The organism is Bradyrhizobium sp. SK17 (assembly GCF_002831585.1).
Classification (GTDB): Bacteria; Pseudomonadota; Alphaproteobacteria; order Rhizobiales; family Xanthobacteraceae; genus Bradyrhizobium.
This window is the reverse complement of sequence record NZ_CP025113.1, coordinates 2,574,000-2,592,527: the sequence shown is the minus strand read 5'-3', so window position 1 is coordinate 2,592,527 and position 18,528 is coordinate 2,574,000. Positions and strand designations below refer to the sequence as shown.

General features: G+C 65.3%; 14 protein-coding genes. 6 read left to right on the top strand and 8 right to left on the bottom strand.

Annotated elements, in window-relative coordinates:
- Positions 1–191 precede the first annotated feature (191 nt).
- The gene (locus CWS35_RS12080) at positions 192–2,105 is read right to left on the bottom strand and encodes a M3 family oligoendopeptidase (protein ID WP_100952008.1); all 1,914 of its coding nucleotides are present in this window, start codon (positions 2,103–2,105) and stop codon (positions 192–194) included.
- Between the two features lie 139 nt (positions 2,106–2,244).
- On the opposite strand from CWS35_RS12080, the gene CWS35_RS12075 reads away from it, so the two are divergent.
- From CWS35_RS12075 to CWS35_RS12065, 3 genes are all read left to right on the top strand, one after another.
- Positions 2,245–3,735 (top strand): sigma-54 dependent transcriptional regulator, encoded by a 1,491-nt coding sequence (locus CWS35_RS12075; protein WP_024584941.1) that lies wholly within the window; start codon positions 2,245–2,247, stop codon positions 3,733–3,735.
- 306 nt (positions 3,736–4,041) lie between these two features.
- Entirely contained in the window at positions 4,042–6,351 is a 2,310-nt protein-coding gene (locus CWS35_RS12070; protein ID WP_100956272.1) for a L,D-transpeptidase family protein, read from the top strand.
- Positions 6,352–6,616: 265 nt separating this feature from the next.
- Positions 6,617–8,200 (top strand): DUF882 domain-containing protein, encoded by a 1,584-nt coding sequence (locus CWS35_RS12065; RefSeq protein ID WP_100952007.1) that lies wholly within the window; start codon positions 6,617–6,619, stop codon positions 8,198–8,200.
- A gap of 191 nt (positions 8,201–8,391) precedes the next feature.
- On the opposite strand, the gene CWS35_RS12060 is transcribed toward CWS35_RS12065, so the two are convergent.
- Both CWS35_RS12060 and CWS35_RS12055 read right to left on the bottom strand, forming a co-directional pair.
- On the bottom strand, positions 8,392–8,664 hold the full coding sequence (locus tag CWS35_RS12060) for a DUF2312 domain-containing protein (protein ID WP_024584938.1): 273 nt from the start codon (positions 8,662–8,664) through the stop codon (positions 8,392–8,394).
- A 175-nt stretch (positions 8,665–8,839) separates the two neighbouring features.
- Entirely contained in the window at positions 8,840–9,142 is a 303-nt protein-coding gene (locus CWS35_RS12055; protein WP_024584937.1) for a DUF1244 domain-containing protein, read from the bottom strand.
- Positions 9,143–9,339: 197 nt separating this feature from the next.
- Here CWS35_RS12055 and CWS35_RS12050 point away from each other — a divergent pair, with 197 nt between their 5' ends.
- Positions 9,340–9,951 carry a DUF1036 domain-containing protein gene (locus CWS35_RS12050; RefSeq protein ID WP_024584936.1) on the top strand — a complete coding sequence of 204 codons (612 nt, stop codon included), beginning with the start codon at positions 9,340–9,342 and terminating at the stop codon, positions 9,949–9,951.
- Positions 9,948–11,384, top strand: coding sequence for a pyruvate kinase (gene pyk / locus CWS35_RS12045; RefSeq protein ID WP_024584935.1), 1,437 nt, complete (start codon positions 9,948–9,950; stop codon positions 11,382–11,384). Before CWS35_RS12050 ends, pyk begins: the two co-directional genes overlap by 4 nt.
- Positions 11,385–11,465: 81 nt before the next feature.
- Here the strand turns inward: pyk and CWS35_RS12040 are convergent, their stop codons facing one another.
- Both CWS35_RS12040 and CWS35_RS12035 read right to left on the bottom strand, forming a co-directional pair.
- The gene (locus tag CWS35_RS12040; protein ID WP_024584934.1) at positions 11,466–11,894 is read right to left on the bottom strand and encodes an OsmC family protein; all 429 of its coding nucleotides are present in this window, start codon (positions 11,892–11,894) and stop codon (positions 11,466–11,468) included.
- An 83-nt stretch (positions 11,895–11,977) separates the two neighbouring features.
- Positions 11,978–12,652 carry a TetR/AcrR family transcriptional regulator gene (locus CWS35_RS12035; RefSeq protein ID WP_024584933.1) on the bottom strand — a complete coding sequence of 225 codons (675 nt, stop codon included), beginning with the start codon at positions 12,650–12,652 and terminating at the stop codon, positions 11,978–11,980.
- A 448-nt stretch (positions 12,653–13,100) separates the two neighbouring features.
- Here CWS35_RS12035 and CWS35_RS12030 point away from each other — a divergent pair, with 448 nt between their 5' ends.
- Positions 13,101–14,603 (top strand): hypothetical protein, encoded by a 1,503-nt coding sequence (locus tag CWS35_RS12030; RefSeq protein WP_100952006.1) that lies wholly within the window; start codon positions 13,101–13,103, stop codon positions 14,601–14,603.
- 134 nt (positions 14,604–14,737) lie between these two features.
- Here CWS35_RS12030 and CWS35_RS12025 read toward each other — a convergent pair whose 3' ends face one another.
- The 3 genes from CWS35_RS12025 to ftsH all read right to left on the bottom strand — a co-directional run bounded on the left by CWS35_RS12025 (position 14,738) and on the right by ftsH (position 18,403).
- Positions 14,738–15,937, bottom strand: coding sequence for an ABC transporter substrate-binding protein (locus tag CWS35_RS12025; protein ID WP_100952005.1), 1,200 nt, complete (start codon positions 15,935–15,937; stop codon positions 14,738–14,740).
- Between the two features lie 117 nt (positions 15,938–16,054).
- Positions 16,055–16,468, bottom strand: a complete 414-nt coding sequence (locus CWS35_RS12020) for a DUF3052 family protein (RefSeq protein WP_024584930.1) — start codon at positions 16,466–16,468, stop codon at positions 16,055–16,057.
- A gap of 12 nt (positions 16,469–16,480) precedes the next feature.
- Positions 16,481–18,403, bottom strand: coding sequence for an ATP-dependent zinc metalloprotease FtsH (gene ftsH / locus CWS35_RS12015; RefSeq protein ID WP_024584929.1), 1,923 nt, complete (start codon positions 18,401–18,403; stop codon positions 16,481–16,483).
- Between the last annotated feature and the right edge of the window lie 125 nt (positions 18,404–18,528).

Genomic DNA, 18,528 nt, shown 5'->3' with positions numbered 1-18,528 from the left:
GATCCGGCGCATCAATTGTCCCCGATGCAGCGGTCCGACGACGCAGGCGCACCGCGCCGGGGCAGGATCGACCTCCCGAACGCGGGTGTCATGGAACGATCATGCCGTCCGGCGCAAAAAAGCCGAACGAAACCTGATCTGGACCGCGCGTCCACCGGCCCGGCCGTGCTGTCGCGGAATACCGATGGGCCTCAGCCCATCTCCTCCAGCTCGTCGATCATGCCGGCGATGACGGACAGGCCGCCGTCCCAGAATTTCGGGTCCTTGGCGTCGAGCCCGAACGGCTTCAGCAGCTCGGAATAGTGCTTGGTGCCGCCGGCCGCGAGCATGTCGAGATAGCGCTCGGCGAATCCTTCCGAAGCGTGCTCATAGACCGCGTAGAGCGAGTTCACCAGGCAGTCGCCAAACGCATAGGCGTAGACGTAGAACGGCGAGTGGATGAAGTGCGGGATATACATCCAGAACGTCTCGTAGCCCGGCTTGATCTCGATCGCCGGCCCCAGGCTCTCGCCCTGCACGCTGAGCCAAAGCTCGCCGATCCGCTCGGCGGTGAGCTCGCCGTTCTTGCGCTCGGTATGAACCGCGCGCTCGAATGAATAGAACGCGATCTGCCGCACCACGGTGTTGATCATGTCCTCGACCTTGCCCGCGAGCAGCGCCTGGCGCTGCTTGGCGTTCTTGGTCTGCGACAATAGCCGCTTGAAGGTCAGCATCTCGCCGAACACGCTCGCGGTTTCCGCCAGCGTCAGCGGCGTCGGCGCCATCAACGCGCCGTTCTTCGCCGCCAGCACCTGATGCACGCCGTGGCCGAGCTCGTGCGCCAGCGTCATCACGTCGCGCGGCTTGCCCTGGTAGTTCATCAGCACATAGGGATGCGCCGACGGCGTGGTCGGATGCGAAAACGCGCCGGGCGCCTTGCCGGGACGGACCGGCGCGTCGATCCAGCGATCGACGAAGAAGCGCTCCGCGATCTCGGCCATCCGGGGTGAGAAGCCGCGATAGGCCGACAGCACCATGTTGCGCGCCTCGGGCCAGTCGATCGTGCCGGTCGCCGCGAACGGCAGCGGCGCGTTGCGGTCCCAATGCGGCAGCTTCTTCTTTTTGAACCAGCCGGCCTTCAGCGCGTAATAGCGGTGCGACAGCTTGGGATAGGCGGCGCGCACCGAGGCGACCAGCGCATCGACCACCTCGCGCTCGACCCGGTTGTTGAGATGGCGGGAGTCCGCGACATCCTGGAAGCCGCGCCAGCGGTCGGAGATTTCCTTGTCCTTGGCGAGCGTGTTGGTGATCAGCGCAAAGCTGCGCTCATTGTCCTTGAAGGTCTTGGCGAGCGCCTGCGCCGCAGCCTTGCGCTTCTCCCCCGCCTTGTCCTGCAACAGGTTCAGGGTCGGCTCGATCGCGAGCTCCTTGCCCACGACCCTGAAGCGCAGGGCCGAGATGGTCTGGTCGAACAGCCGGTTCCAGGCGGCATAGCCGCTCTGCGCCTTTTCGTGGAACAGCTGCTCGACGCGATCCTCGAGCTGGTACGGCTTGTCCTTGCGCAGATCCTCGATCCACGGCCGGTAATGGCCGAGCGTGGGTTCGGCCATCGCGCGCTCGATCACGTCGTCGTCGACGCGGTTGAGCTCCAGCGCGAAGAACAAGAGGTGCACCGACGCCGCCGTCAGCCGCTCGGAGACGTCGCCATAGAATTTCGAGATCGCGGGATCGACGCTGTCGCCGGCATGAACGAGGCCGGCATAGGAGCCGAGCCTGCCGGCCAGGTCGTCGATCGCCTCGTAGCGCCTGACCGCCTCGGCGAGCCACTTTCCGCCGCCATCGCGAGCGGTATTTTCGGCCAGTTTGCCCTTGTAGTCGGTCTCAAACGCGACGCAATCGGCGTCCATTTTCTGCAAATCGCGTGCGACTTCCGGCGCGTCGATCCCGGAGTAGAGATCTGCCAGATTCCATTCCGGGAGCTTGCCTGTCTTGCCGGCGGCCTTCTTCGCCGCCGGGCCACCTGAAGATTTGCGTTGCGCGGCCGTCTTGCGCAGCGCGGATTCCTTGCGGAGAGCGGCCTTGCTGAGAGCGGATTTGTTCGGAGCGGATTTGGAGCGCGAGGTCATCTGGTTCGAAACCTTACTTCAGTCGGAAGGACGGCGGCTGCGGAATGACGGCGGGATGGCAAGGTTTAAGAGTGCGTTAATCGGCATCGGCGACATTGCCCCGATTCGAGACAAATAATCGTAGCGTGCGGGGAAAACCATGGCTGCCACCATTTTGATCGCCGATGACGACGCGGTACAGCGCCGTTTGGTTGAAAACATGGTGCAGAAGTGCGGCTATGAGCCCCTCGTCGTGGACAGTGGCGACGCGGCGATAGCGGCCCTGACCGCAACCGAGACGCAGGCGATCGATGCCGTCGTGCTCGACCTCGTGATGCCGGGCCTCGACGGTCTCGGAGTCCTCGCAAAAATTCGTGAAGCTGGTTTGAACGTCCCGGTCATCGTGCAGACCGCGCATGGCGGGATCGACAATGTGGTCTCGGCGATGCGCGCCGGCGCCCAGGACTTCGTCGTCAAGCCGGTCGGCTTCGAGCGGCTACAGGTGTCCCTGCGCAACGTCCTCAACGCCTCGGCGCTCAAGGGCGAATTGCAGCGGATCCGCCACAGCCGCGAGGGCCGGCTGACTTTCTCCGACATCATCACCCGCAGCGAGGCCATGGCCGGGGTGCTGCGCACCGCGCAAAAAGCCGCCTCCTCGACCATCCCGGTGCTGATCGAGGGTGAGTCCGGCGTCGGCAAGGAACTGTTCGCGCGCGCCATCCATGGCAGCAGCGAGCGCAAGGCCAAGCCGTTCGTCGCGGTGAACTGCGGCGCGATCCCGGACAATCTCGTCGAATCGATCTTGTTCGGCCACGAGAAGGGCGCCTTCACCGGCGCCACCGAGCGCCATCAGGGCAAGTTCGTCGAGGCCCATGGCGGCACGCTGTTCCTCGACGAGGTCGGCGAATTGCCGCTGGCGACGCAGGTCAAGCTGTTGCGCGCGCTGCAAGAGGGCACCGTCGAGGCGGTCGGCGGCCGCAAGCCGGTCAAGGTCGATGTCCGTATCATCTCGGCGACCAACCGCAAGCTGCTCGACCTCGTGAAGGCCGGCCAGTTCCGCGAGGACCTATTCTATCGTCTGCATGTGCTGCCGCTGACCATTCCGGCGCTGCGGCAGCGGCGCGAGGACATTCCGCATCTGCTGCGGCATTTCCTGGCGCGGTTCTGCGCCGAGGAGAACCGCAACATCACCGGCATCAGCGGAGAAGCGATGGCGCATCTGGCGCAACTCGATTGGCCGGGCAATATCCGCCAGCTCGAGAACACGGTCTATCGCGCCGTGGTGATGAGCGACGGCGATCAGCTCGGGCTCGCCGACTTCCCGCAGGCGACGGCGCATCCGGTGCCGGAGGGCAAGTCCTTGACGGGCGAGCCGCTGGTGGTGTCGCCCTCGACCGCGCCCGCCATGATTTCCGGTAATGAAATACCGGTAACAGCAGCCCTACCCACCGCGGGCGGCCTCTCGATGCTCAATGCCGCGGGCGAGGTGCGCCCACTGGAAGATCTCGAGAACGAGATCATCCGCTTCGCGATTTCGCATTACCGCGGCCAGATGTCGGAGGTCGCGCGGCGGCTCAAGATCGGCCGCTCGACCCTGTATCGCAAGCTCGACGAAGCCGCGGCCGGGGCGCGGACGAGCGACGCCACCTAGGCCTTGCGGCCGATAAAGCCACACCAGGGAACCTTTTGAACCGTGTCGTGGCGGTGACAGACAAAGGCTGTGCCGCGTGGCAAAAACGCACTGCTCGAACGAAATCAGCTGCTTCGAGTCAGTTTGTCGTGAGTTGCCCCGCATGGCGCTGGCTGCACGAGAGGGGCAAATGTATCGTCTGCGTTGGTTGCGTGCAGGCGTGCGAATCGATCGATCAAGCCGGCGCTTTCCGCGCAGACTATGAAACCAAATACTGATTTGAACCGTTCCAGAAGTCCGGGCCGGTTCCACCCAGGGGGTGTGATGATGCGTGACTGTTCGAACAACCGTCGGGGATTTGACCGCGTTCTGATGGCCGTCGCGGCGAGCTTCCTCACGGTGTCCGCGACCTCGGCGCTCGCACAGGACACGTCACGTTCCAGCGCTGCCGAACTCGCAATCGACGCCGCGATCCCGCGCCCCGAACCGGCCAATGTGCCGCCCCCTACCGCAAGCGATTTCAAGACCGACACCACCGCCGCGTTGCCTGACGCAGCCAAGCCCGCCGATGTGAAGCCCGGCAGCGCGCAGGCCACCGAGGCCAAGCCCGCTGACGCCAAGCCGGCTGCTGACGCCCAGCCGGCTGAAGCCAAGCCCGCTGAACCGAGCGCGACGGCGAAGGCCGCCGAGCCGAAGCCTGCCGATGTCGTCACCGCGCCGGCGACGAAACCCGCCGATGCGCCGAAGACCGATACCGCGGTCGCGCCCGCCGCGACGCCTGCCCCGGCAACCGCAACCGCGCCTTCGGCAAGTCCCGCGCCCGCGACAGCCGCAGCCCCCTCCACCGTACCTGCAACGGCCGCGGCTCCCGCTGCGGAACCCGCCAAGGCCGCGAGCAACGTTGCCGCCGAGGATCAGCCGGTCGCCGACAAACTGCGCGAACTGCTCGCCAGCAAGACGCTGCGTACCTTCGACCGCAGGAATGAGCGCGCCGCCGCCGAGAAATTCTATTCGGCCCGCGACTACGCGCCTGTCTTCACCAAGGCCGGCAAGCTCACCGAAGCCGGCAAGGGCGTCATCGCCCGCCTGAAGGACGCCGCCGCCGACGGCCTCGATGCATCAGACTATCCGGTGCCGGATTTCGCCGCGGCCACTACGCCGGATGCGCTCGCGGATGCGGACCTGAAGCTCGCGGCCAGCATGCTGGACTATGCGCGGCAGGCCCAGAGCGGCCGCATGCACTGGTCGCAGGTGTCGGCCGACATTCTCTATCCGGAGCACCCGATCGATCCGACGGAGGTGTTCGCGAACGTGACCTCCGCCAAGGATGCCTCGGCCGCGCTCGACGGCTACAACCCGCCGCAGAAGCTCTACAAGGAGCTGAAGAAGAAGCTCGCCGAGCTGCGCGGCCAGGGCGACGGTCCCGTCATCACCATCGCCGACGGCCCCGCGCTGAAATATGCGCCGGCGCGCAAGAAGCAGGCCGCGGTCGAGATGGACGATCCGCGCGTGCCGGAGCTGCGCAACAAGCTCGGCGTCACCGAGAATGCCGACAGCACGAAGTATGACGCAACGGTCGCGCGGGCGGTGCAGAAATTCCAGAGCAGCGTCGATCTGAAGCCGACCGGCGTGCTCGACGAGCGCACGGTCAAGGCGCTGAACAATCCGAAGCGCGACCGCCAGATCGACACCGTGCTCGTCAACATGGAGCGCTGGCGCTGGCTGCCGCGCCAGCTCGGCGCCGCCAATGTCGGCAATGCCTATGTGATCCTCAACATCCCCGACTACACGCTGAAGGTGATGCAGAATGGCGCGCAGGTCTGGACCACGCGCGTCGTGACCGGCAAGCCCGGCCAGCACGCCACGCCGCTCTTAACCGAGACGATGAAGTACATCACGGTCAACCCGACCTGGAACGTGCCGCCGTCGATCATCTACAACGAATACCTGCCGGCCTTGCAGCAGGATCCGACGGTGTTGCAGCGCATGGGCCTGAAGCTCGAGCGCAACCGCGACGGCACCATCCACATCTCGCAGCCGCCCGGCGAAGCCAACGCGCTCGGCCGCATCCGCTTCAACTTCCCGAACAAGTTCCTGGTCTATCAGCACGACACGCCGGACAAATATCTGTTCGCGAAGGACGAGCGCGCCTTCAGTCACGGCTGCATGCGCGTGCAGAATCCGGATCAATACGCCTCGGTGCTGCTCAACATCACCGAGCCGAACCAGCGCTACACGCCGGAGAAGATCCGCAGCATGTACGGCTCGAGTGAAGTCGACCTGAAATTCCCGACGCCGATCCCGGTCAACATCACCTACCAGACTGCGTTCGTGGACGACGCCGGCAAGCTGCAGATCCGCCGCGACATCTACGGCCGCGACGCCACCATGCTGTCGCTGCTCAAGAACAGCCGCGGCAAGGATCTCGAAACGGTGGTGGCGCACGCCCAGCCGAGCTACTCGCGACCGCCGAGCAGCAGCCTGCCTCCCGGCGTCAACGTCGCCGGCGACAACAGCGGCTTTGGCTCGTCCGGACCGAACTTCTTCGAGCGCCTGTTCGGAGGATTCGGACAGCCGGAGCCGCAGCCGGCCCGCCGCGGCCAGGCCCAGCAGCAGCGCCGGGTGATTACCCGCTGATCGATCGGCCTGCCCAAGTCCGATAAATATTGCAGTAAAATCAACGATCTCGCTTAAAAAGCGAGATCGTTTACGTTAACCATTACCCATTGCCGCCGAGGAACTGGGCTATCTTTTGCCACAGTCGACCAGTTAGTTAAGCCTAACTTGGGGGCGGGTCGGTAAACCTCGGTTAACCCTCCCGCTTTAAGAAAGCGTTCACCGTCTTTCGCAGGGGGTCTGCGAATGATGCCGACCGAACGCTCGTCGACTGGGTGGGCTTATAGTGCTGGCTGTCTTCGCACGCCGCTTCAATCCGTTGTCGCTGCCCAAGGCCGGGTACCAAGTCGGCCTGACCGCGCTATTGCTGTTGGCCGGTGCCGGATCGGTGCACGACGCGACGGCGCTGAACCAGACCCGCACCCTCTCCTTCCACCACACCCATTCCGGCGAAGACCTCACCGTCACCTTCAAGCGCGACGGCCGTTACGACGAAGCCGCGCTGAAGCAGCTCAATCACTTCCTGCGCGACTGGCGCTCCCAGGACGAGACGGTGATGGACCGTCATTTGTTCGATATCATCTGGGAGGTCTATAACGACGTCGGCGGCAAGCAGCCGATCCAGATCATCTCCGCCTATCGCGCCCCCGCCACCAACGCCATGCTGCGCCGCCGCTCCTCGGGCGTTGCACGCCACAGCCAGCACATGCTGGGCCACGCGATGGACTTCTTCATTCCGGGCGTGCCGCTGGAGCAGATCCGCTACGCCGGCCTACGCCTTCAGCGCGGCGGCGTCGGCTTCTATCCGACCTCGGGCTCGCCGTTCGTGCATCTCGACACCGGCGGCATTCGCCACTGGCCGCGCATGACCCGCGAGCAGTTGGTCAGGGTGTTCCCCGACGGCCGCACCGTCCATGTCCCGACCGACGGCACGCCGCTGAAGGGCTATGAGCTCGCCAAGGCCGACATCGAGCGCCGCGGTAATGGCGACGATGCTGCCGTCATCAGCAAGCCGACCCTGCTCGCGAAGCTGTTCGGAGCCGGCAAGTCGGGTGACGACGAAGGCGCAGCCGTTGTGAACGACAAGCCCACGGCCAACACCGTGGTCGCGGCTGCGGCGCCCGCCAAATCAGCCGACCCTGTTCCGATGCCGCGCGCGAAGCCGCAATTCGCCGCCGCGATCCAGCTCGCCGCCGCCGACGCACAGCTGGTCCCGATGCCGAAGGCCAAGCCGGCGATCCAGGTGGTGCAGACGGCCGAGAACACTGCGCCGCAATCGCCCGCCGACATCATCAACGCCCGTGGCTTCTGGGGCGATGACGCGGCGCCGAAGCAGGCTTCGGACGCGCAGATCGCGGCGCTGAAGGCCCGCGAAGCGGTTGGCGCCGCCGATCCGCAGACCACGGCCAGCGCGACCGAGAACTTCAACAAGGCGCTCGCCTACGTCCCGGCCGGATCGCCGGTCGATCGCGCCAACATCGTCGCGGCGTCGGCGCCGATCCCGCGCAGTGTGCGTCCGACGCGCAATGCCGCGGCGTCCAGCACCGAGATCAACACCGTCGTTCCCAAAGGTGGGCCCGGCCAGGGCGTGATCACCACGTCGGCGCGGATTTCGGCCGCCAAGGGCAACGACATCTGGATGCGCGTGGTGATGCTGGCGCCGAGCGCAAGCAATGGCATGCTGACCACGGTGCTCGGCGACACCGACATGAGCACGATGCGGGCTCACTTCGTGAAGCCGCAGGCCGCCGTCGCCATGACCTTCTCGGAAGATCCGATGATGGGCATGACCTGCGACCACTTCTCGGGCTCCGCCACCGCCCTGCTGACCACCCAGTCGTTCGTGCTGCGCACCGCCTCGCTGCGTTGAGCGGCCGCCTCCTTCAAGCGACTTTCTGAGCATTCTGCGCACGCGGGCCCGTAGCGCCCGGATGCAGCGAAGCGCAATCCGGGTCCACAGCCAGCCATCACGTAAAGTCAGGTACCCCCGGGCTTCGCGAAGCCCGCCAACGGCTGCGCATGCGCGCAGCCTGTTATCCGGGGACAGAGGCCGCAAAGGCCTCAGAGCATGCCAAGCGCCTGCATGTAGGTTTCCAGGATGGTCTCCTGCTCCATGCGCTCGTTCGGATCCTGCTTGCGCAGCCGGATGATCGCGCGCAGCGCCTTGACGTCGTATCCGTTGCCCTTGCTTTCGGCATAGACGTCGCGGATGTCGTCCGAGATCGTCTTCTTCTCTTCTTCAAGCCGCTCGATGCGCTCGATGATCGACTTGAGCTGGTCCTTGGCAAATCGCGTTGCGGGCTCTTCCTTGACGGCGGCAGACGTGGTGGCCATCGCGTACTCCTGAACAGGCATTGAAAATGTGACGCGAATACGCGTCCTGCGCACCGCTTGCTGCGGGCGACCCTCGATTTTGGAGCGCGTTCCGTCAAGGAAACATCGCGCTCATCCACAGCGCGCCCACAGGAGATGCGCGCGTCGACGGAACCGATGTCACACAGGCCGGGATTCAGTGCCCGCTTTGGGCCTTCTTCATCGCCGCGAGCTGCTCGGGCGTCGCGCTGCCCTGATATTTCGCCTTCCATTCCTCATAGGGCATGCCGTAGACCGCCTCGCGGCTCTCGTCCTTGCTCACCGCAAGGCCCTTGGCGTCGGCCTCTTCCTTCATCCAGTTGGACAGGCAGTTGCGGCAGAAGCCGGCGAGGTTCATCAGGTCGATGTTCTGCACATCGGTCCGGTCGCGCAGATGACCGACAAGGCGCCGAAACACCGCAGCCTCAAGCTCTGTTCTTGTTTTGTCGTCAATGCTCATAATCGTGATCCCGGTGTGTGACGCTCACCATATTGATATCAGGTGGGAATTGTCACAGATTTTGCCAACTCGGCGCGCAAGACGGACCGGCTCGGCACCACTCGCCAGGTCCCACCGTGTTGGGAGATGGGCGCCCGCCCGTTGACAGTGCCAGCCGGGCACGCGAAATCGTCAATGATTTGATATAGCTTCGCCGCATGAGCCCAACAGATTCTCCCGCTTCAGTCTCCCGCACCATCCGCCTGACCTGGGCCTGCATCCTGCCGGTGCTGGCGGTCGTCGCGGCGTGCCTGTGGACGAGTCCGGCGGCCGCCGATTTCCGGCTCTGCAACAACACCTCGAGCCGCGTCGGAATCGCGCTCGGCTACAAGGACGCCGAGGGCTGGACCACGGAAGGCTGGTGGAACGTGTCGTCGCGGACCTGCGAGACCCTGCTGCGCGGCAACCTCGTGGCGCGCTACTACTACATCTACGCACTCGACTACGATCGCGGCGGCGAATGGTCCGGCCAGGCCTTCATGTGCTCGCGCGACAAGGAATTCACCATCAAGGGCACCGAGAACTGCCTGGCGCGCGGCTTTGACCGCACCGGCTTCTTCGAGGTCGACACCGGCGAGCAGCGTGCATGGACCGTCCAGCTGACCGAAGCCACCGAACAACAGCCGCAGAAAGTACCGGGAATGCCGGGAGGCGTAGGCCCGGGAAGTCCCGGGGCGATGCCGGGCCTGCAAAACCCGCCGCCGGGCGCAACGGCGCCGAGCGCGCCGGGTCTGCCGCCAGCCGCAACGCCGCCCGGAAACAAACCATGAGACGACTGCGCCGAATCAAGATCCTCGCAACGCTCGGCCCGGCCTCCTCGGACAGTGCGATGATCCGCAAGCTGTTCGAGGCGGGTGCCGACGTCTTCCGCATCAACATGAGCCATACGCCGCATGACAAGATGCGGGAGCTGGTCAAGACCATCCGCAACGTCGAATCGAGCTATGGACGGCCGATCGGCATCCTGGTCGACCTGCAAGGGCCGAAGCTGCGGCTCGGGGCCTTCGCGGAAGGCTCGACCCAGCTCAAGAACGGCCAGAACTTCATCCTGGATTCCGACAAGACGCCGGGCGACAACAGCCGCGTCCAGCTTCCGCATCCCGAAATCCTCGCCGCGCTCCGGCCGGGGCACGCGTTGCTGCTCGACGACGGCAAGGTGCGGCTGATCGCCGAGGAGACCTCACCCGACCGCGCGGTCACGCGCGTGGTGATCGGCGGCAAGATGTCGGACCGCAAGGGCGTCAGCCTGCCCGACACCGATCTGCCGGTCTCGGCGATGACGCCGAAAGACCGCGCCGATCTCGAAGCCGCGCTGCCGGAGGGAATCGATTGGGTCGCGCTGTCATTCGTGCAGCGTGCCGAGGATGTGATCGAGGCCAAGAAGATGATCCGCGGCCGCGCCGCCGTGATGGCCAAGATCGAGAAGCCGCAGGCGATCGACCGCCTCGCCGACATCATCGACGCGTCGGACGCGCTGATGGTGGCGCGCGGCGATCTCGGCGTCGAGCTGCCGCTAGAGCGGGTGCCGAGCCTACAGAAGCAGATGACCCGGATGGCGCGCCGCGCCGGCAAGCCGGTGGTGGTCGCGACCCAGATGCTGGAATCGATGATCCAGGCCCCGGTGCCGACGCGCGCCGAGGTCTCCGACGTCGCCACCGCGGTGTACGAAGGCGCCGATGCCATCATGCTCTCGGCGGAATCCGCGGCCGGCAAATTCCCCGTGGAAGCAGTCTCGACCATGAACCGCATCGGCGAGGAAGTGGAGCGCGACCCGACCTATCGCGGCGTGCTGAACGCGCAACGTGCCGATCCGGAGCCGACGGTGGGCGATGCCATCGCCGATGCCGCGCGGCAGATCGCCGAAACGCTCGACCTGTCGGCGATCATCTGCTGGACCTCCTCGGGTTCGACCGCGATCCGCGTGGCGCGCGAGCGCCCGAAGGTGCCGGTGGTCGCGATCACGCCGAATCTGGTCACCGGCCGCAAGCTGGCGGTGGTGTGGGGTGTGCACTGCGTGGTCGCCGAGGACGCGCACGATCTCGACGACATGGTCGATCGGGCCGGCTCGATCGCATTCCGCGACGGCTTCGCCAAGGCCGGCCAGCGCGTCATCATCGTCGCCGGCGTGCCGCTCGGCGCGCCCGGCACCACCAACATGCTGCGCATCGCCTCGGTCGGGCCGAACGGCGACGCGCAGGTCTGACGGCCAGAGCAGGAAACCGCAGCTTCGGTTCTTGAATGATCAGAACCGAAGCAGCATTGCTCGAACGCGCAGGCGCCGCGATCAGCCCTGCAACGAGGCGTCGAGCGTGATCTTGGTGTTGAGCAGTTTCGACACCGGGCATCCGGCCTTCGCCTTGCCGGCCAATTCCTGGAACGTCGCGTCATCGGCGCCCGGAATCTTCGCCGACAGCGTCAAATGCACCGCGGTGATGGCGAAGCCGTCGGCGACCTTCTCCAGGGTGACGTCGGCCTTGGTCTCCATGTGCTCGGCGGTGAGCTTGGCCTCGCCCAGGATCAGCGACAGCGCCATCGTGAAGCAGGCGGCATGCGCCGCGCCGATCAACTCCTCGGGATTCGAACCGGGCTTGCCCTCGAAGCGGCTGGCGAAGCCATAGGGATAATCGGCGAGTGCGCCGCTCTTGGTCGAGATCGCGCCCTTGCCGTCCTTGATGCCGCCCTGCCATTTGGCCGAGCCATGGGTGGTCGTCATGCGTTGCTCCGTGAGGTTGGTTGAACCCGGTCCGCAAGGCTACAACGCCGATACGACGGAAGTGTTCGCGGCGCGGCGCCGTATCAAGCGCCGACCAGTGCCTTGGCCGGTGTCGTCGCCTGCACCACCAGACCTCGCGCGCGCGCGTCCATCACGCCGACCGCGCGCAGTGCCAGCAACGTCACGGTCTGCACCGCATCGCGCAGCTTGATCGGATCATCGAGATTGGCCGGCGCCAGTGGGCCGACCAGCGCCTCGTGCAGTGCGCCGAGCAAGGCCGTGGCGGCCAGCGCGGTGTCCTGCGCCGGCAGATGGCCGGCACGCACGGCCGCGTCGATGCGCATGGCAAGCTCGCCGGAAATATCGCGACGACTGGCGAGGCGCGAGGCCGTGACGTCGACGTCGACCGGCTCGGCCAGGATACCCCAGGCGAGCTTGCGCTGCGACAGCACATGGACCGCAATCGTCGTCACCGCGGCGGCCAATGCCGACGACGGGCCGGGCGCGGCGTCCGCGGCCCGCCTGATCGCGGACAGTTCGTCGCGCGAGACCTCGGTGATCAGTTCCGAGATCAGCTCGGCCTTCGACGGGAAATAGCGGTAGACGGTACCTGCGGCGACATTGGCCCGCACCGCCACCGGCGCAATCTGGACCGCCGCCATGCCGCCCGCCGCCGCCGCGTCCCGCGCAGCCGACAGGATGGCACTGCGCCGGGCAGCCAGCCGTTTTACGACCTGATGTGTTCGCCGGTAGACCATGGCGTTCCGTCCCCCACCGTGCACCCTGACCGGCGCCCACCGGCAGAACCCACGAATCTTCAATGCTTTGAACGATTGATCCCGCAATCGCCTGAAGAAGTGAACAACTATTCAAACTGAATGACAAGCTGGAATTGTAAGGATTTTACGACAGCCACATGCTACCTCTGATTGAGCCGAAGGACTGTTACCGCCGCTCATGGAAGCATAGGCCGCTGGAAATGATGGCCGCCGCCCGCTGCGGAAGAGCTGGCCACCGGGTCGAGGCCTGATCGCGATGGTGAACCGCAAGCTAAGATGATCGCTCAAAATCGAGGCACCGGTCTCGGGCCGGCGCAGCTTTGTCGCGGCCGCATTTACCCGAGTTTATCGGAAGCCGTGGTCGAGTGCGGGCAACGTCACGCGTGGCGTTGCCTTGTGATCCCCCGGCCCGAAGACAAGAAAGCGCATGTCACTCTCGATCACCAGCAGCGTGAGCAGCCGTAGCGCGGTGCGCGGACTGGTGCCGCTGTGCGCCGCCGTGGGCGCCTATCTGTTCTATCTCTCGGCCGGGGAGATCCTGCTGCGCGATACCGACACGATGTGGCAGATCAGGGTCGGACAATGGATTCTCGACAACGGCGCGATGCCCACGTCCGACGTATTCTCGTTCACCCACTACGGCGAAGCCTGGATCTCGAGCTCGTGGCTGTCGCAGGTGGCTTACGCGCTGGTCTACGGCGGCGATTGGGCCGGGCCCGTGATCCTGTCGTCGCTCGCGATCGGCGCGACGGTCGCGATCTTCCTGCATCTGCTGAGCCCGCATTTCGATCCGGCGCGCGCGATCCTGATCGCGGCACTGGCGCTGTTGCTGTCGACGACCCACTTCCTCGCGCGGCCCCACGTGCTGGCGCTGCCGGTGTTGCTGGCGTTCATCGGCGGCCTGATCGCGGCCGCGGATCGCCGCACCTCACCATCATGGTGGCTGCTGCCGTTGATGACGCTGTGGGCCAATCTGCATGGCGGCTTCGTGCTCGGCCTGGCGCTGATCGGGCCGATCGGACTTGAGGCGATCTGGAACGTGGAGCCGGCCCGCCGCCGCCAGCTCATCGTTCAATGGGGCGTGTTCGGTCTTGCCGCATTGGCCGCGAGCTGCGTGACGCCCTATGGCTGGAACAGCCTGCTCGGCGCCACCAAGATCCTCAGCCTCGGCAAATTGCTGACCCTGATTGGCGAATGGAAGCCCGCGGACTTCAGCAAGCCGAGCTTCTTCGAGGCCACGCTGCTCGGCCTCATCGGCCTGATCTGCTATCGCAGGCTGACCTTGCCGGTGCCGCGGATCCTGCTGCTGCTCGGCCTGATCTGGATGGCGCTGAGCCATGTCCGCAACATCGAGGTGTTCGCCTTCATCGCGCCGCTGGTGCTCGCCAAGCCGATATCAGAGCAATGGGGCACGGCAAGCTCAGGCGCCTCTCGCTTCGAGGACAACCGTTCGGCCCCCGTCGTCACGATCCTGGCCGGGCTCGCGATGCTGGTCGGCGCATCGCTGACGACCACGATGTTCGTCGCCCAACATCCGTTCAAATTCCTGCCGATGTTCTCGCCGGTTGCTGCCGTCGACGTGCTCCAGCAGCACAAGGCGGAGCGGGTGTTCAGCACCGCGCCGTTCGGCGGCTACATGGTCAGCCGCGACATGAAGGTGTTCATCGACGGCCGCGCCGAGCTCTATGGCGAGCAATTCGTGCTCGACTATTACGACGCGCTCGACGCCCGCGATGTCGGCCAGCTGCTGGGGCTGCTCGACAAGTACCGGATCGACGCCACGCTGTTGGGCGCGGACTCTCCGGCCGGAAACGTGCTTGATCATCTCAAGGGCTGGAAGCGGCTGTACAAGGACGACATCGCGGTCATCCATGTGCGAGCGGACGAGACGAGGGCCGGCGCGGTGCCGGCGAGCGAAAGCTCGAACTAGCGTCAAAGCCCCTCAGCTCAGACATTCCGTCATTGCGAGCGAAGCGAAGCAATCCATTGGATTGCATTTGCGGAGCGTTGGATGGCTTCGTCGCTACGCTGCTCGCAATGACGCGAGAGAGACGACCTGCGCCCTCAATTCCCCGTCTGCAGCTCGCCGAAGCGATCCCAGCTCTTGCCGTTGAAGCGCATCAGTTGCATCTGATCGACCGGCACGTGGTCGGTCGGCGACGTATTGACCTTGATGCCGGGCAGCAGCATCGGCAATTCAAGGTTCTTGATCGCGAACGCCTGGCGCAGGATGTTCTCGGTCGAGAGATCGTCGCCGCACGCCTTCAGCACCGCTTCCAGCGCCATCGCGCTGTTGTAGGCGTTGACGTAGTTGGTGTCGTGCTGATCGCCGTCGGGCAGGTATCTGGTCATGAATTCGCGCCAGCCTTTCATGCCGGGATCGTCCTTCCAGGCCGGATCGTCCGGATCCTTCACATAGGCCGTGGAGATGATGCCGGTACCGGCCTCGACGCCGGCCGGCTGCATCACGGTCGAAATCCACACCGCGGTGTTGGAGAGGAAGGTCATCGGCCGCCAGCCGATCTCGTAGGCCTTGCGGATCGACTGCGCGGCGAATTTCGGCGTTGCCGCGATCACGAAGACGTCGGCATTGGTGGCCTTCAGCTTGACGATCTGGGAATCGATCGTGGGGTCCGATATCTCGTAGGTCGCAATGGTAACGCGAGACTCGTAGCTCTCGCCGAGCACGTCCCTCAGGCCCGCGAGATAGTCGCGGCCGTAATCGTCGTTCTGCGAGATCACGGCGAACCTTGCGCTCGGATTCTTCGCCAGCGCATAGCGCGCGTAGAGCCGCGCCTCGTAGCGGAACGGCGCCTGCACGCCCATCGTCGCCTGCGGGAATTGCGCGATGTCGCTGAACTTCGAGGCGCCGGAGGCGAGGAACAGCTGCGGGATGTTCTTGCCCTGGAGATACTTTGCGATCGCGGTGTTGTGCGCGGTGCCGATCGAGGAGAAGATCAGCGCCACCTCGTCGCTCTCGACGAGGCGGCGGGTCTGCTCCACCGTCTTCGGCGGCGCGTAGGAATCGTCCAGCGAGATGAAGTTGATCTTGCGGCCATTGATGCCGCCGCGCTCGTTCAGCATCCTGAAATAGCCGGCCTCGCCCTTGCCGAGCGCACCGAACGCCGACACCGGCCCGCTATAGGGCATGGTCTGGCCGATCCTGATCTCGGTCGACGTGACGCCACGCATCTCGGCGGCGAATGAAGCGATCGGCAGCAGCAGCAATGAAATGGCGCCAAGCGCGCCGAATGCCTTACGCATCGGCCTCCCCTCCCCATCTTGTTGCCGCGCTGTTCGGACGACGCGGCCATGCCGTTCAACGGCTTGGCGCGAGGATGCCACGGCGTCGCAATGGAGGCCAAGCAGATTCGCCGCGGTTCAGCGCTTGTCGCGCTGCTTGACGGGGATCACGAATTTCAGTCCCGACCAGACCGCATCGACGGCGCAGACCTTGACGTCGACCAGGCCGGACGCGAGCCCCGCCTCGCGCACGGCCACGTCGTTGAGATCGGTCACAACACCCGACGTCTTCTTCGGCCACGACACCCAGACCATGCCATCGGGCGCGATGGCCTCGCGATAACGCCTGAGCCTCGACGCGAGCCCACGCGCCTCAGTGGCGAAGACATGCACGGCATCGAGCGGCGCCCGCACCGTCTTGGTCAGCCGCACGCCGGCCGGCAACTCGCCGACGATGTCGCCGTAGGGAACGGACAACCCGTCGACAAAAACACAAAAGCCCGGCTTGAGGCCGAGCTTTTGGATAACTGATCTGCCGGAGGTGCCGGCCATGGCAGGCGCGTCTTACGCCTGCGGCTGCGGCTCCATGCCGGTGTCCGGATCGGGACGCGGACGAGACTTGCCGGCCGGCGGCACCGCCGAGGCGCGCGGCGTCGACGGCTCCAGCACCGACTCCCGGTTGGGCTTCTTGCCCTTCAGCAGGTCGATGATCTCGTCGCCGGTCAGCGTCTCGAACTCGAGCAGGCCCTTGGCCAGGGCTTCGAGGTCGCCGTGCTTCTCGGTCAGGATACGGGTCGCTTCCTTGTAGCCTTCCTCGACCAGACGCTTGATCTCGGAATCGATCTTCTGCACGGTCGCCTCGGACGCGTTCTGGGTGCGCGAGACCGACATGCCGAGGAACACCTCGTCCTGGTTCTCGCCGTAGGAGACCGTGCCGAGTTCTTCCGAGAGGCCCCAGCGGGTCACCATCATGCGGGCCAGGCGCGTCGCCTGCTCGATGTCCGAGGCGGCGCCCGAGGTCACCTTCTCGCGACCGAAGATCAACTCTTCCGCGACCCGGCCACCCATCATGATGGCGAGGCGCGAAGTCATCTGCTCCAGCGACATCGACAGCTTGTCGCGTTCCGGCAGCTGCATCACCATGCCCAGCGCACGGCCGCGCGGAATGATGGTCGCCTTGTGGATCGGGTCGGTGGCGACGACGTTGAGGCCGACGATGGCATGGCCGCCCTCGTGATAGGCCGTCAGCAGCTTCTCTTCCTCGGTCATGACGAGCGACTTGCGCTCGGCGCCCATCATCACCTTGTCCTTGGCCTCTTCGAACTCGGCCTGCGTCACCATCCGCTTGTTGCGGCGGGCGGCGGTCAGCGCGGCCTCGTTGACGAGGTTCATCAGGTCGGCACCCGAGAAGCCCGGCGTGCCGCGCGCGATGGTCTTGAGGTTGATATCCGGCGCCAGCGGCACCTTGCGGACGTGGACCTTGAGGATCTGCTCGCGACCGACGACGTCCGGATTCGGCACCACGACCTGGCGGTCGAAGCGGCCGGGACGCAGCAGCGCGGGATCGAGCACGTCGGGACGGTTGGTCGCCGCGATCAGGATCACGCCTTCATTGGCCTCGAAGCCGTCCATCTCGACCAGCAACTGGTTCAGCGTCTGCTCGCGCTCGTCATTGCCGCCGCCGAGGCCGGCGCCGCGATGACGGCCGACCGCGTCGATTTCGTCGATGAAGATGATGCAGGGCGCGTTCTTCTTGGCCTGCTCGAACATATCGCGGACACGGCTCGCGCCGACGCCGACGAACATCTCGACGAAGTCCGAACCGGAGATGGTGAAGAACGGCACATTGGCTTCGCCGGCCACCGCGCGCGCGATCAGCGTCTTACCGGTGCCGGGAGGGCCGACCAGCAGCACGCCGCGCGGAATCCGTCCGCCGAGCCGCTGGAACTTGCCGGGGTCACGGAGGAACTCGACGATCTCCTGAAGGTCCTGCTTGGCCTCGTCGACGCCAGCGACGTCCTCAAAGGTGACGCGGCCGTGCGCCTCGGTCAGCATCTTGGCGCGCGACTTGCCGAAGCCCATCGCCTTGCCGGCGCCGCCCTGCATCTGCCGCGACAGGAAGATCCAGACGCCGATCAGTGCGATGAACGGCAACCAGGAGACGAGCAGCGAAACGAACCACGGCACGTTGTCGCCGGGCGCCTTCGCGGTGATTTGTACCTTGGCATCATACAGACGCTTCACGAGCGTCGGATCGCTCGGCGCATAGGTCTGGAAGCTGGTGCCGTTGTTGAAGGTGCCGTGGATCTCTGGCCCCTGGATCACGACGTCGCGGACATTGCCCTTGTCGACCTCGGTGAGGAGCTGCGAGAACGAAACATCCGAGGACGACGAGCGCTGGCCAGGATTCTGGAAAAGCGTGAACAACGCCAGCAACAGCAGGACAATGATGACCCAGAGGGCGAAATTCCGCAGATTGGCGTTCATGGTCTTCCTTCGGTGGTCGCGCGGATCGCGGCCTCTCTCTATCCTTGGGCAGGCTCTGTGGGAATCCCCAGGGAATCCATCCCGTCGATGGCATACAATCTAGGTGCCGCTGGGGTCGATGCCAA